General features: G+C 63.2%; 13 protein-coding genes. 4 read left to right on the top strand and 9 right to left on the bottom strand.

Annotated elements, in window-relative coordinates; genetic code table 11:
- Window positions 1–55: 55 nt before the first annotated feature.
- The 3 genes from V1277_RS08395 to V1277_RS08385 all read right to left on the bottom strand — a co-directional run bounded on the left by V1277_RS08395 (window position 56) and on the right by V1277_RS08385 (window position 3,905).
- Entirely contained in the window at window positions 56–1,399 is a 1,344-nt protein-coding gene (locus tag V1277_RS08395) for a metallohydrolase (protein ID WP_334415782.1), read from the bottom strand.
- The gene (locus V1277_RS08390) at window positions 1,381–3,270 is read right to left on the bottom strand and encodes a serine protease (RefSeq protein ID WP_334415780.1); all 1,890 of its coding nucleotides are present in this window, start codon (window positions 3,268–3,270) and stop codon (window positions 1,381–1,383) included. The genes V1277_RS08395 and V1277_RS08390 overlap by 19 nt, the downstream gene beginning before the upstream one ends.
- A gap of 230 nt (window positions 3,271–3,500) precedes the next feature.
- Complete coding sequence (locus tag V1277_RS08385; protein WP_334415779.1) at window positions 3,501–3,905, bottom strand: DUF4864 domain-containing protein; 405 nt, start codon at window positions 3,903–3,905, stop codon at window positions 3,501–3,503.
- A 181-nt stretch (window positions 3,906–4,086) separates the two neighbouring features.
- Here V1277_RS08385 and V1277_RS08380 point away from each other — a divergent pair, with 181 nt between their 5' ends.
- Window positions 4,087–4,365, top strand: a complete 279-nt coding sequence (locus tag V1277_RS08380; protein WP_334420313.1) for a DUF1488 family protein — start codon at window positions 4,087–4,089, stop codon at window positions 4,363–4,365.
- 90 nt (window positions 4,366–4,455) lie between these two features.
- On the opposite strand, the gene V1277_RS08375 is transcribed toward V1277_RS08380, so the two are convergent.
- Both V1277_RS08375 and V1277_RS08370 read right to left on the bottom strand, forming a co-directional pair.
- Window positions 4,456–5,235, bottom strand: a complete 780-nt coding sequence (locus V1277_RS08375; RefSeq protein WP_334415778.1) for a crotonase/enoyl-CoA hydratase family protein — start codon at window positions 5,233–5,235, stop codon at window positions 4,456–4,458.
- Between the two features lie 48 nt (window positions 5,236–5,283).
- The gene (locus V1277_RS08370) at window positions 5,284–5,772 is read right to left on the bottom strand and encodes a tautomerase family protein (RefSeq protein ID WP_334415777.1); all 489 of its coding nucleotides are present in this window, start codon (window positions 5,770–5,772) and stop codon (window positions 5,284–5,286) included.
- Between the two features lie 121 nt (window positions 5,773–5,893).
- Here V1277_RS08370 and V1277_RS08365 point away from each other — a divergent pair, with 121 nt between their 5' ends.
- The gene (locus V1277_RS08365) at window positions 5,894–6,505 is read left to right on the top strand and encodes a TetR/AcrR family transcriptional regulator (protein ID WP_334415776.1); all 612 of its coding nucleotides are present in this window, start codon (window positions 5,894–5,896) and stop codon (window positions 6,503–6,505) included.
- A 21-nt stretch (window positions 6,506–6,526) separates the two neighbouring features.
- Here the strand turns inward: V1277_RS08365 and V1277_RS08360 are convergent, their stop codons facing one another.
- The 3 genes from V1277_RS08360 to V1277_RS08350 all read right to left on the bottom strand — a co-directional run bounded on the left by V1277_RS08360 (window position 6,527) and on the right by V1277_RS08350 (window position 8,705).
- On the bottom strand, window positions 6,527–7,408 hold the full coding sequence (locus V1277_RS08360; protein ID WP_334415775.1) for a 3-keto-5-aminohexanoate cleavage protein: 882 nt from the start codon (window positions 7,406–7,408) through the stop codon (window positions 6,527–6,529).
- A 105-nt stretch (window positions 7,409–7,513) separates the two neighbouring features.
- Window positions 7,514–8,044: a DUF2846 domain-containing protein gene (locus V1277_RS08355; RefSeq protein ID WP_334415774.1), complete on the bottom strand. Its 531-nt coding sequence runs from the start codon at window positions 8,042–8,044 to the stop codon at window positions 7,514–7,516.
- Window positions 8,045–8,156: 112 nt separating this feature from the next.
- Window positions 8,157–8,705 carry a cupin domain-containing protein gene (locus V1277_RS08350; protein WP_028347208.1) on the bottom strand — a complete coding sequence of 183 codons (549 nt, stop codon included), beginning with the start codon at window positions 8,703–8,705 and terminating at the stop codon, window positions 8,157–8,159.
- A 153-nt stretch (window positions 8,706–8,858) separates the two neighbouring features.
- On the opposite strand from V1277_RS08350, the gene V1277_RS08345 reads away from it, so the two are divergent.
- Both V1277_RS08345 and V1277_RS08340 read left to right on the top strand, forming a co-directional pair.
- A complete protein-coding gene (locus tag V1277_RS08345; RefSeq protein WP_334415773.1) occupies window positions 8,859–10,187 on the top strand; it encodes an aspartate aminotransferase family protein in 1,329 nt (442 codons plus the stop codon).
- Window positions 10,188–10,251: 64 nt separating this feature from the next.
- Entirely contained in the window at window positions 10,252–11,517 is a 1,266-nt protein-coding gene (locus V1277_RS08340; protein WP_334415772.1) for a D-amino acid dehydrogenase, read from the top strand.
- A 135-nt stretch (window positions 11,518–11,652) separates the two neighbouring features.
- Here V1277_RS08340 and V1277_RS08335 read toward each other — a convergent pair whose 3' ends face one another.
- A complete protein-coding gene (locus V1277_RS08335) occupies window positions 11,653–13,953 on the bottom strand; it encodes a molybdopterin guanine dinucleotide-containing S/N-oxide reductase (RefSeq protein WP_334415771.1) in 2,301 nt (766 codons plus the stop codon).
- Window positions 13,954–13,959 lie beyond the last annotated feature (6 nt).

Below are 13,959 nucleotides of genomic sequence, written 5' to 3'. Positions count from 1 at the left end.
CTGACATGGCACGCATCCGTCCGCTGCTATTTATCGGTCAGTCTGCATTCTTCCCTCACGCCTCGATCTCGACGTCGACAAAGCCCCTGGACTCCTGCAGCATCCGTTCGAGATCGGTGCGCAAGGGCTGCGGTTGTGAAAACGACTTCTTCTCAAACTCGCTGAATTTCGGCACCGCCGACGTCTTCTTGCCGGCCTTCTTGAAGGCGTTGGCGTAATTCCTGGTATTGGAAACCCGCTTGCCGATTTCGGCGAGCAGGTCCGTGCGCGGAATGGTCTCGTAGTTGCCGCGGCGGGTCGAGACGGTCGCCTTTGCACCGGCCTTCGACTTCACCGGCAGGATTGCATCGAGGATGGCGAGCGGCTCGCCCTCGCTGGCGGCCGCCGTCATGCCCCACGGGGTGGCGTTGACGCTACCGTGGTGGCCGATTTTATAGAAGGCGAGCGGGCCCTTCAGCTTCCCGTTGCGCAAATTCCACATTACGTTCCAGGCGCAATTCGCCTTCGTGCCCTCCTTGTAGGCGCCGTCCCATTCGGCGTCGCCGACGAACAACAGCCGCTTGCCTTTCCATTCGATCAGGAGCACGACGCTGGTATTGTTGCAGACCTTGCCGTCGAGGTCGGCGAAGGCGAGCGCAGTGGACAGCATCCGCGAGCGCAGCCGACGGAAATCGGCTGGATCGATATTCGCCGGCGTCGGAACGGCGTCTGGCTGCGGCACTGCGGTCGACGGGTCTGGCAGGCCGGTGTCGATGAAACCCAGCCGCCGCAGCGCGTGATCACCTTCCTTACCGAGATAGTAGAAATCGATGTCCTTTTCCGGCCCGAGCACGCTGACCGTGGCGTCGGTCTTGAGCGGCAAGGCGAGATCGGCGTTCTTCGACTTCGCATGAACGTAGACCGGCTTGATCTTGCTTGCCTGGGGCAGGGTCTCGCGCAGCGTCTTCATTGCGGTCTTGTTGAGCGCTAGCGCCGCGGCAAGCTCCATCAAGGGCGGGCTGAGCGCGAGATTGAGCCTTACCGCCTGCTCCATGGCGTTGGCCGCGAAACTGTGGAGCTTCTTCGCCCGCTTCGCCTCGGGATGATCGAGATCCATCGCCGCGCTCATCCAGATCGCGCCGAACGACAGATCGTCCCAGAGATCCAGGCCGAAGCCGGTCATATGATCCTTGTGCTCGTGGGTCACGACCAGGAGATCGACGTGACGCTTGCCGTCGATTTCAGGCAGCATCGTCTTCAGATTGTCGATGGCGGCAGCAAGATAATCGGTGCTGCTCAGCGTTCCGCAGTCAATCAGGACGTGGAAATCCCTGCCGCTCTTGTGCGCCTTCGGCATCCGGCAATAGATGCAGTCGCCGAGGCCTACGTCGTACAACCGGATCAGAAGCTTATCTGCCATTGCCGATCCCCCGTGCCGTCGTGATCGTGGTCGTCGAGCGAGAAGTGCGGCGCCAGGCCGAATCGCAGCTTGCCGTCGACATGCTCGACGGTAAACGGCGGCGTGGCTCGCTCCAGAAGGCCGAGCTCGCTGCCAATCGATTCGCCGATCATGCCTGCCGCGACGCGGGCGGCGATCGTGTCCAGAAGCTCTTTCTTCCGGCGCATGCCTTCGGTCTGCTCGGCGAGCGCCGCCCCCGACGTGCCGACGCTGGCGGTGCCGGGCTTGCGCACCCAGTGGATCAGGTTGCCGTTCTGGTCGAGGACCATGGTGGCGCCGCAGAGCATCGTGGTGCGCTGCCCGGCAAAGCGGCCGAACCTGCTACCTTCAAGCACCAACTCCTCGCGCCAGAGATATTGCACGATGGTCTGCTGCGGCAGCGGCAGCCCGTCGCGGGTGCGCTTGTTGGCGCGCACGATCTCGGGGACGTCGATGTCGGTGCTGAACGGAATAAACAGCTTGGCGCGATTGTCGTCGAGGAAGCGGTAGGCGCCGCCGCGCGAGGCGGCGATCGATTCCACGGAGTGGAACACGTCGAGGGCCGGCCGTCTGAACACCGGCGCGGGCTTCATCAGCCGCTTGCGGTCCGCCTCTTCGAGAAGGCCGCGCTTGATGAAGCAGTCGATCATCAACTGGCGGTAGCCCGACGGATCGGTCGGATTGGCGACCTGCTCGGCGCGCAGCACGGCCAGCGCGTAGTCCTTGAACGTCACTGCGCAGGGCGGCAGCAGATCGAGCGGCTGGATCGCGAGCATCTGCATGCGGGGGACGGTGTCGGCCAGCGCACGGATGTCGCTCGGCTTCTTGCTGCCGCCCGCCTTCGCGCGCTTGACCTCGTTCTTCTGGTGCTTGGCGAATACTCCCATGAGAATATCGAACATCGCCCCGGTCAGCACCTCCGACAGCGCGTGCGGCTCGAGGTTGCCGGCGAGATCCTGCATCGTATGCTTGTTCAGGCCGGTTCGCAGATACGGGGCATTCGCGGTCGCCTCGCCGAACTCGTGGGCGAGTCCCGCGAGCAACTGCGCGTTGGTAAGCTCGCCATTGCTTTCCTTCAGCACGACCCTGCGGAAGGCATTATTGCGGAACGCCATCAGAAGTGCAGTGAGGTCGCCCATGAATTCGTGAAACGCCGCTGTCTGGGCGCCGACAGATTCGAAATAATAGGGCCGCAGGCCGTCGAGCACGGCGTGGCCGAACTCGTGGTTCACGATGTCGGAGGACAGGCAGGTGTAGACCGTGCCCTTTTCGCTCTCGAACCAGTAGAGCTGCAGCGACTTGCTGCCCCGGTCGTAATAGGCGTTCTCGCCGTAGCCGGCATGCGGCACGACGATTAGCCGGTTGCCTTCGAACGCCCAACTGATGCGGCGGCCGAGGCCGGCACCGCTCTCGAAGAAGTCGAGCGTGTTCTGGACGATCGCCCAGACGCTCAGTTGATGGTACTGATAGAGCTCCTTAGCATTCTCATCGAGAACCGTCTTGCGGTCGGGCGCCAGATAGCAGTTGTTCCGCGCGTCCCAGATCGCGGGCGGCGTCAGCACGTTTCTGGTCGCGTCGTAGTCGACAACGGCGAAACGCGCGCTGGTCGGGCCGTCGCCGAGCCCCGGCTCCCAGGGAGTCGTGAATTCATCATCGATGCCGGCGCCCTCGGTATCTGCCGCCACCGCCGGATCCTTGAAGTAGACGCGGACCGGCATGCGCAGGCCGGTTTCCTTGAGTGTGTCGAGCCCCAGATACTGCCGCGCCTGGTACAGATCAATCATCGTGGCGCGCGTCAGTTTGCGCTCCGGCTTCTTGCTCGATGGCGGAATCTTCTTCTTCGTAGTGCCCATGTTATCGGCTCTCTCGCAATAGCCCGGCTGCGACTTGAGTCCTGCCGTCGCAGGGAGCGGTGGCCTGTGCCATTCCAGGCCGAATATGAGCTGCAGGACGAGGTGTCCCTAAAATCGCGGGCGATCTAGCGGCGTCAACCAAAACGCGTAAAATCTATCAAAGTATATTTGAGCGCGGCACGAATGCAAGGGCCTGTGTGCGGTCACGCGAGGCGCCTCGTGGCGCGATGCTATACTGCCTGTCCCGCCTTCAGCAGCGAACATCCGGTGATCTTCAAACTGCCGTCCGGCTGCTGCTCCAGCGTGTACATCGCTTCCCAGGCTTCACCATTGTCGTCGACGATATGGACGCGTTGCGCAATCCGGCCATTGGCTGAACGCGCCTCGCCGAATTCAAAACTCTTGTGGCGATAGACCGGGGCGTAGCCCTGCCGGATCATCTGCATGAAGATGTCGGCTTGCGGAAAGATCTGCCTGATCTCGGGCGCGGCATGGGAATAGGCAGCCGCGGCGTCGTCGCGGATGAACGCCTGCTCCTGCGCGCGGATCACGCTCTGGGCAGTAGCGACGTCGTCGGCGAGGGCAGCGGCGCCCAAGCCGATGAGGAATGCGAGAACCAGAACAAGAGCGCGCATGCAAAATGCCCCGGACTGGCGGTGCTTGCCACGGTGCAGACAAGCGGAAATTTATACCCGCCGGCACGCGGGCGGAAGTACTATTCGCGTAAGCGTCAGGCGAGATGAGGAACAAGCCAAGGCACTTATCGTTTTCTCAATTATCGTTTCTCAAGTATCGTTTCTCTCGGAGGAACACCCGATGACACTCGCACGCGGAAACATTGGCGGTTATGAGTTCGACCGCATGGTGCTGCTGTTTTCCATGATGGACGGCCCAAGGGAAATACCCTGCGCGGTCAGCGCCTCCGCGATGGATGCCCTGGAACATGCGTCGCGCACGGCGACCAGCCAGCGCGAAGAACAATTCCTTCGGTTGCGCGACCGGATCGAACAATGCGCGTCGCGCAAATTCGATGCCGGGGAGTTAGAGGGGACCCCGCCCGGCATCATCCTGCGCAGCATCGATTTTCGCGGCTAGCTCTGCTCCAGGCGATGCCATCGCCGCGATGGCAGGCCGCCTGGCGCGAATGCAAGTCTAGGAACGGCGTGTCATTCGCGCTGTCCGCGCCTACCTGCCCTGAAACACCGCGGCGCGGCGCTCGATGAAGGACTGAATGCCCTCGCGCGCATCGGCGCTGTTGAGCACGCGCTCGCGGACTTTTGGAATGTAGGCGACGGCTGCCGCCTCGCCGTGCTCGACGTATTGAAGCGCCGCTTCCTTGGTGACCTGAATGCCGAGCGGCGCATTGCCGGCAATGATCTTGGCGAGCGCCATCGCCCGCTCGATTTGCTGGCCGGCCGGCACGACTTCCTGGACCAGCCCGATCTCGCGGGCACGCGCTGCGGTGAATTCGTCGCACAGGAACAGATGATACATCGCGTTGCCCCAGCCAGTGCGCGACAGGAAGCGGAAATGCGCGCCGCCGAATGGCGCAATGCCGCGCCTGGATTCCATCTGGCAAAAGCGGGCGTCGTCGGCGGCGACGACGATGTCGCCCGCCAGCATCAGCTCGATGCCGATGGTGAACACGATGCCCTGCACCGCTGACACGATCGGCTTCTTGCAGCGCTTCTGCAGGCCGAAGACGTCGACATTGCCCTCCCTAAAATTCCGCTTCTCGGCATTGGGGCCAAAGAATTTCGGCATGTCGAGGCCGGCGGTGAAATCCTTGCCTTCGGCGCAGATCACGCCGACCCAATAGTTCTCGTTGTTGTGAAGCTCCGTCAGCGCGTCCGACAACTGCTCCATCATCGCGGGCGAGAACGCGTTTCTCTTGGCGGGGTTGTCGATGATGATCTTGTAGATGCGATCGTGGGTCTCGGTGCGGATTGTTCCTTCGGCGCTCATGACCTTCTCCGTCCTGATTGTCTGGAATGCAGTGCAAGACGCGCGTGTCTATCGCTCGTATTTGACGGCGAGTGCGGTGCGGATTGCCGCGGCGCGTTCCGGCGAAAAGTGCGATGCGCCATGTTCGAGCAGGTCGAGGAACGACAGCACGCCGCCGCGCGAACCCCAGCTTCCTTCCTCGATGATACGGAAATTGATCCACCAGCCTGGCGAGGGCGTCTTCATCCCGCAGGCGTCCGCAAGCGCGGCGTGGATGTTGCGGATGACGGTGGCGCGATCCTCGCGCGTCCAGCAGCAGTCCATCACCACGACGTCGAGTACCATCACGTCGCTGGGCTTGTCCGAGAGCAATTCTCCGCCGTGCGCGATCATATCGAGCGGGCGCTCGACGAAATGGACCTGATAGCCGCGGCGCGCTTCGGGCGTCAGCTTGCCGACCTCCGGCACCAGCACGGCATCCGTCAGCGTTTGGGCCAATACCCGCCGCTGATCGGCGTTCAACCGTCCCTGCGGCGTCATCACATGGATAAACGTCATTCCGCGTCTCCTCTCGCCGGCATTTTTCTGACTATGACGGACGTCATAACTTCACATTAAGGCTGGCTATGTCAAGCGTCATATTCTAGCATGCGACCATGCAGACGAAGGAAGATTCGCGATGACGTCGGATACCCGCGCAAAAATGGTGGCAGGCGCCGCCGACCTGATGAGTCGCCGCGGCGTCAACGCCACCAGCATGCGTGAGGTGGTCCGCCACACCGGCACGCCGCGGGGGTCGATCGGCCATCATTTTCCGCGAGGCAAGCAGCAACTGATCGAGGATGCGGTGGTGCTTGCGGGCAAGCAGGTCAGCGGGCCGCTGGAGCATCTGGTCCAATCGCGCGGCGCCATCGCCGGGCTTCGTGCTTTCATCGCGCTGTGGCGCCAGACGCTGGAGAACTCGAAATTCCAGGCCGGTTGTCCGGTGCTCGCGGTCGCGGTCGAGCAATATGTCAACGATGCGACGGAGAAGGACGGCGAGCCGGACGAAGCCGCGCAACGGCATCTGCTCGATCTCGCCGATGGCGTGTTTGCCGATTGGCAGCGCATCATGTTCGTGGCACTGCGACGCGAGGGCTTAGCACCGGCACACGCGCGGCGGCTGGCAGCGCTCGTCATCGCGGCGACCGAGGGTACGGTCGCGATGTGCCGCGCCGCGCGCAGCGCCCAGCCGCTCGACGATGTCAGGCAGGAACTCGAATTGGTGCTTTCCAGCGCACTGGCGAAGTAGAACGGGGCGGCGCGGCGCAGCTCAGGTGGTTGCGGCCAGCGCCTGCCGCATTTCAGCAGGCGTTGCCGGTTCGGCACCGTGCTCGCGCACCAAGCGCACGGCTTCTTCGACCAGTTCGAGATTGGTCGCCGTCGTACCGAGCGGCGCATCTTCGAGGCCGACGCGAATATGGCCGCCGCGCGCGATCGTATCGGTGAACAGCGGGCGGAGATCGGCGCTGACGCCCGCAATCATCCAGGGCGCGCCGAGCGCTTCCTCCTCCAATAGCGCATGGTAGGCAGCAAGCGCATATGGCTTTGGTGGAAGGCCGACGGCGATCAGATTGCAGAACATCAGGCGATAGATCGGCGCCTTGACGCCGGCCGCGCGCGCCAGCGCTGCGCCGGCACGCAAAAAGCCGGGCTCGTAGATCGCAAAATCGGTATGCAGGCCGTGGCGCGCCGCGAAATCGAGCGCATACCGGATCTGGCATTCCGGATTCATGTAGGTGCCGCCAGGCTGCGTGTCCGCCGTGATTTTTGTCAGGCTCAGATTGACGCTGCCGGGGTCGATAACGGCAAAATCCAGCAGGCCGCGCGCGGCGAGCTCTTCGATGTCGACAAATCGGTCCTCGACGTCGGCGAGCGGGCTGTCGTCGCTGCCTGTGGTTATGAATGCCGGATAGGAGGGATAGACCGGCACATCGACCTGGTTGCGAATGCCTTCAATGATGCGGGCATAGACCTGCCAGTCGTAGGTCTGCGGGCCGCCGCCATCATAGGCATGGACGTGAACGATGGTAGCGCCGGCACGCGCGCAGGCGACGCCCTCGGCGACGATGGTTTCAACCGTATCGGGAATACCGGGTTGGAGCGCGCGACCCCACGAGCCGTTCAACGCTGCCTCGATCCAGACCTTGCGCATGATATTGCCCTTCTGAAAGTTCCGCCTTTCTATCTATGTGGCGTGTCCCATAGACCAGCGAACTTTGCGTGAAGGCCGCTATGACCCAAATCGGAAACGACGCTATTACGGCTTCAACTGACTGATGACGGCTGGCCCTTCTGCTGCATCGATTTGATAGAGGGCCGCACCAGAAAAGCCCGCCATAAGCGGGGACGTAGCTCGCATTTGTTGTCCGCTGCTGCCAGCAAGAGCCTGGTTGAGAAGGTTTTGGCCGGGCGCAGCCACCTGCGGTGTACCGATGCCGAAATAGTAGGTTCGTCCACCCTCAATTTCTATTTCGGTTTCATAATCCATGGAGATCGGATTCACGCATGCTATCCGGTACCGTCCTGGTGGTCTGTCCAAAAAGAAATACAATCCTTTGGCTACCGAACCAACCGACTTGCCATCGATCTTGATTCCCACTTCAGTGCCGACAAGTCCCTTCTCGCGCAGAAAGTACAATCTCGCGAGCCGCGTATCACGCGGCTTGGATTGAGGCTGATTGGATTGAGGCTGAGATTCAAGCGCCGCTTCGGAAACCGTCGAGGATTTGCATCCACCGAACTGAGCAACAAGGCAGAGTAGCAACACCCACGATACAAAACGCCGCATAACAAATCCAATCTACAACGAGCACCGCCAAAAACCACAAGTTGTAAACTGGCGCAATGGTAATTTCGCGCGACCATTGCAGCGTTGCAGCGGCTTATACGCCCCTTATCGCTCAAAACGTCGGCGGCGTGCAGGCGCTTATCACTTCGCACGGCTTTCCACCGACACAGCGGAAGCGGTGCGGACGGCGGCTTTCGAAGTAATAGGCATCGCCGGGGTCGAGGATGCGGCGCTCGTCGTCGACCGTTACCTCCAGCCGGCCGCTCACTACGATGCCGCCTTCCTCGCCGTCATGGGTCAGCGGCACCCTCCCGGTGTCGCTGCCCGGCTCGTAGCGTTCTTTGAGGATCTGCAACGCGCGGCCGAACAGATTGTCACCGACCTGGCGGTATGAGATCGGCTGCTTGCCGATCTCGGTCAGTTCGTCGGAGCGATAGAACGCCTTGCGCGGCCGCTCCGGCTCGATCGCGAAGAATTCGGCGAGCCCCATCGGCAACCCGTCGAGGATGCGCTTCAGCGCGCCGACGGACGGGTTCATCTGGTTCGATTCGATCAGCGAGATCGTCGAATTGGTCACGCCGGAACGCTTGGCGAGCTCGCGCTGCGACAGCTTGTGGCGGGCCCGGACGAAGCGGAGTCGCCCGCCGATATCGACGCTCATCGAAAATCCCTGTTGCAGGTGTTTCGGATCGAACAAATATGCCCTGACCGGGCTAGCGAAATCAATGGGTTGCAGGAGTGCAGAAAAGGACTTGTTGTGGCTTCCCGAGCGTGGCCCGGTGGTCCCTTGAGCTGCCAGCAAAGGAGCTAGACCGTGACCCTTCATCAGAAGCCGAACACCCTGCAGACCGACTCGTTCTGGATGCCTTTCACGGCCAACCGGCAGTTCAAGAAAACGCCCCGCCTGTTCGCCTCCGCCGAGGGCATGCACTACACCACCGTTGACGGCCGCAAGGTGATCGACGGCTCGGCCGGCCTCTGGTGCGTCAATGCCGGCCATGGCCGCCGCCAGATCGCCGCCGCCGTCGAACGACAATTGATGAACCTCGACTTCGCGCCCTCGTTCAACATGGGCCATCCGTTGGCGTTCGACTTCGCCGAGCGGCTCACCGAGATCGCGCCGAAGGGACTGGATCGCGTCTTCTTCACCAATTCGGGCTCTGAATCGGTCGATACCGCGCTGAAGATCGCGCTGGCCTATCAGCGCGCGATCGGGCAGGGCACGCGGACGCGCCTGATCGGCCGCGAGCGCGGCTATCACGGCGTCGGCTTCGGCGGCATGTCGGTCGGCGGCATGGTGGCCAACCGCCGCGCGTTCGCCACCCATCTGCCTGGAGTCGATCACATCCGTCATACCCATGATCTCGCCCGCAACGCCTTTGCGAAGGATCAGCCCGAGCATGGCGCCGAGCTCGCCGACGATCTCGAGCGGATGGTGGCGCTGCATGGCGCAGACACCATCGCCGCCGTCATCGTCGAGCCGGTGCCGGGCTCGACCGCGGTGCTGCCGCCGCCGAAGGGCTATTTGAAGCGGCTGCGCGAAATCGCCGACAAGCACGGCATCCTGCTCATCTTCGATGAGGTCATCACCGGGTTCGGTCGCCTCGGCACGCCGTTTGCGGCTGATTATTTCGGCGTCACGCCCGACATGATGACGGCCGCCAAGGGCATCACCAACGGCACCGTCCCCTGCGGCGCGGTGTTCGCCAGCCGCAAGATCCACGACGGGCTGATGACCGGGCCTGAGGGCACGATCGAGCTGTTCCACGGCTACACTTATTCCGCGCATCCGACCGCCTGCGCCGCGGGCTTGGCGACGCTCGACATCTACAAGGACGAGGGGCTTTTGACGCGTGGCGCGTCGCTGGCCGAATACTGGCGCGATGCGCTGCATTCGCTGAAAGGCCTGCCCAACGTCGTCGATATCCGCAATGTCGGCCTGATGGGCGCGGTCGAGCTCGCGCCGCGCAGCGACGGCGTCGGCGCACGCGGCTATGACGTGATGGTGGATTGCTTCAATCGCGGGCTTTATTTGCGCATGAGCGGCGACTCTTTTGCGATGTCGCCGCCCCTGATCGTCGAGAAGAGCCATATCGACGATATGGTTTCGATCCTGGGCGACGCGATCAAGCGCGTGGCCTGATCCTTGCTCTGAAGAAGATAGAGCGGCCGCGGCGTGCGACGCCGCGGCGGATGCGTGAGGAATCGTGAAAGTCATCGTTCTCGGCAGTGGCGTGATCGGCGTCACCACAGCCTATTATCTGGCGCGCGCCGGCCACGAAGTCGTCGTCGTCGACCGCCAGGCTGCGCCTGCCCAGGAAACCAGTTTTGCCAATGCCGGCGAGGTCTCGCCCGGCTATTCCTCGCCCTGGGCCGGTCCCGGCGTGCCGGCGAAAGCGATCAAATGGCTGTTGATGCGGCATGGCCCGCTGGTGATCTGGCCCAAGCTCGATCCCGTGATGTGGATCTGGGGGCTGAAGATGCTGCGCAACTGCACGGCAGAGCGCTATGCCATCAACAAGAGCCGGATGATTCCGATCGCCGAATACAGCCGCGACTGCCTGCGTGCGCTGCGCGCCGAGATAGGCATCAAATATGACGAGCGCAGCCAAGGCACGCTGCAGCTCTTCCGCAAGCAGAAGCAGCTCGATTCTACCGGCGACGATATCGCGGTGCTCAAGCAGTATGGCGTGCCTTATGAGGTGCTCGATCGTAGCGGCTGCATCGGCGCGGAGCCCGCGCTGGCGGCCGTGAAGGACAAGTTCGTCGGCGGGCTACGGCTGCCGCAGGACGAGACCGGCGATTGTCACATGTTCACGCAGGCGCTCGCCAGGGAAGCTGAAAAGCTCGGGGTGCAGTTCAAGTTCAATACCACGATCGAGCGGCTGGTCGCGGAAGGCGGCAAGATTGCCGGCGTCGTCACCAGCACCGGGCTGTTGCAGGCCGATGCCTATGTCGCCGCGCTCGGAAGCTGGTCGCCGCGCTTGCTCAAGCCGCTGGGTGTTTTTGTTCCGGTCTATCCGGTGAAGGGCTATTCGATCACGGTGCCGGTCACCGATCCCGACGGCGCGCCGGTATCGACCGTGATGGATGAGAGCTACAAGGTCGCGATCACGCGGCTGGGGGATCGCATCCGCGTCGGCGGCACTGCGGAAATTTCCGGCTATTCGAATACGCTCGATGCGGCGCGGCGGGCGACGCTGGATCATTCGCTGACCGACATGTTTCCGCGCGGCGGCGATTTGAGCAAAGCGAGCTTCTGGTGCGGCCTGCGTCCGATGACACCGGACGGGCCGCCGGTGATCGGCGCCACGCGCTACGGCAATCTGCATCTCAACACAGGCCACGGCACGCTCGGCTGGACCATGGCGTGCGGCTCGGGGAGGGTGCTGGCGGATCTGATCTCGGGGCGGAAGCCGGATATCGATGTGAGCGAGCTTGCCGTGAGCCGGTACGATCATCGGTTTGGCTAGCACTGTCATTCCGGGATGGTGCGTAAGCACCAGACCCGGAATCTCGAGATTCTCAGGTGCGCAATTGCGCACCATAGTTCGCCTCTTCGAGGCGCCCCGGAATGACGCTGGCGCGTCACCCTGCTACCGTCCGCATCACTCCTGATCAGGAGGATCGAAGGCTCGAATCGGAGGCAGCGTGCCCGAATACTTCTCGCACTCGACCACCGTCACCTGGCCGCAGCAACCTTGCGCGAGCCGCGAGGTGCCGATGTCGCGCGTGAGCACGTTCGAGTTACCGTGCACGCAGAGCGGATGTTCTGCCGTGCCGGCTTGCGGATCGTACCAGGCGCCGGTGGACAATTGCACCACGCCGGGCATGACGTCGTCTGAAACGGCGGCGGCGGCCAGGCACGCGCCCCGATCATTGAACAGGCGGACGACGTTGCCATTGGCGATGCCGCGCCGCGTCGCATCAACGGAGTTGAGACGGACGGCTTCCCGGCCGGCAATTTTCTTGGACTGGCTGTAGGCACCGAAGTCGAGTTGGCTGTGCAGCCGGGTCGCCGGCTGATTGGCAATCAGCGTCAACGGGTGGCGCGAATCTGGCAGTTCGGTCGACGGCAGCCATGCCGGGTGGGGCGGGCAATCGTCGTAATCGAAGCCTGCGATGGTTTTCGAATAGATCTCGATCTTGCCGCTTGGCGTGGGCAGCTTGTTCTTGACGGGATCGTTGCGGAAGGCGCGCAGAAAGCCGCCGTCATCGGGGGCCGATGGCAGCGCGAGTTCGCCGCGCCGCCAGAACTCGTCGAAGTCAGGCGCATCCCAACCGGCGTCGGCAAGCGCCCGCCGCGTCGGCTCGTAAAGATGGGCCAGCCATTGCCTGGTATCGCGTCCTTCCGTGAAAGCCTGTTCGACGCCCAATCGCCGCGACAGCGCGGCAAAAATATCGTAATCGTCGCGCGCTTCGCCGATCGGGTCCACGGCCTTGCGCATCGCGACCAGCCTTGGATCGGTGCCGGCGGCGCCGATATCGTCGCGCTCCAGCGTCATGGTCGCCGGCAGCACGATGTCGGCAAACTTGGCCATCGGCGTCCAGGCGCTCTCGTGCACGACAATGGTTTGCGGGACATTGAAGGCCCGCCGTAGCCGATTGATGTCCTGGTGATGATGGAAAGGGTTGCCGCCCGCCCAGTAGACCAGCTTGATGTCGGGATAGCGCATCGTGCGGCCGTTGTATTCGAACGTTTGTCCCGGATTGAGGAGCATGTCGGCGACACGCGCGACCGGGATGAAGTCGGCCGTGCCGTTCTTGCCTTGCGACAGCGTCGGGATCGGAACCGCGTTGAGGCGACGGCCGGTGTGGCCGAGCGCACCGAGCGCGTAATTATATCCGCCGCCGGGCAGGCCGATCTGGCCAAGCATGGCCGCGAGCACCGCGCCCATCCACACCGGTTGCTCACCATACTGCGCCCGCTGCAGGGAATGCGAGACCGTGATCAAGGTGCGTCCGCGCGGCAGCCGGCGGGCGATGTCGACGATTGTGCCGGCCGGAATGCCGGTAATGTCGGCCGCCCATGCCGCGTCCTTCGGCCTATGGTCGTCGCGGCCGAGCAGATAGCGTTCGAAGATGTCGAAGCCGGTGCAATAGCGCGCGACAAAGCCGCTGTCCCACAGGTTCTCGACGAGGAGCGTGTGCGCGAGTGCCAGCATCAGCGCGACGTCGGTGCCGACCTTGATCAGCATCCACCGGGCGCCGGCCGCTTCCGGCATGTCGTCGCGCAAGGGAGCGATGCCGTAGAAGACGGCGCCGCGGCGCGCGGCCCTTTGCATCGCGTCGCGCTCGATGTGCCGGCTGATGCCGCCGCTTGCGACGTCCGAGTTTTTCAGCGCCATGCCGCCGAAGGCCAGCACCGTGTCGGTGTGCTCGGCGATCTGATCCCACGTCACGTTGTGGCGCGAGATGCCTTCGAAGCCGCCGAGGACATGCGGCAGGATCACGGCCGAGGCACCGGCGCTATAGCTGTTCACCGAACGCACATAGCCGCCGAACGCGGTGTTCAGGAAGCGATGAACCTGGCTCTGCGCGTGGTGGAAACGTCCGGCGCTGGCCCAGCCATAGGAGCCGCCATAGACCGCGGCGGCGCCATATTCGGTTCGGATCCGCGCCAATTCGCCTGCGAGCAGGTCGAGCACTTCGTCCCAGGGGCATGCGACGAATTTCTGGTCGAAGGTGCGCGGAGCGGGTGCGTTGTTTCGGTCCAGCCACGCCTTGCGCACCATCGGCCGCAGGATACGGGCCTTGTGGCGCATCGCCGTGGTGAAATTCTGCAACATCGGGGAGGGCGCCGGATCGTGCTCGTACGGCTTGATATCCAGCGTCGCGCCGTTCCACCGTGCCGCGAAGGCGCCCCAATGCGCGCTGTGCGGGCTCCAATCCTCTCGGGCTTGATCCATCTGTTG

It is taken from the genome of Bradyrhizobium sp. AZCC 1588, from assembly GCF_036924735.1.
Taxonomy (GTDB): domain Bacteria; phylum Pseudomonadota; class Alphaproteobacteria; order Rhizobiales; family Xanthobacteraceae; genus Bradyrhizobium.
This window is presented reverse-complemented; position numbering and strand designations above follow the sequence as displayed.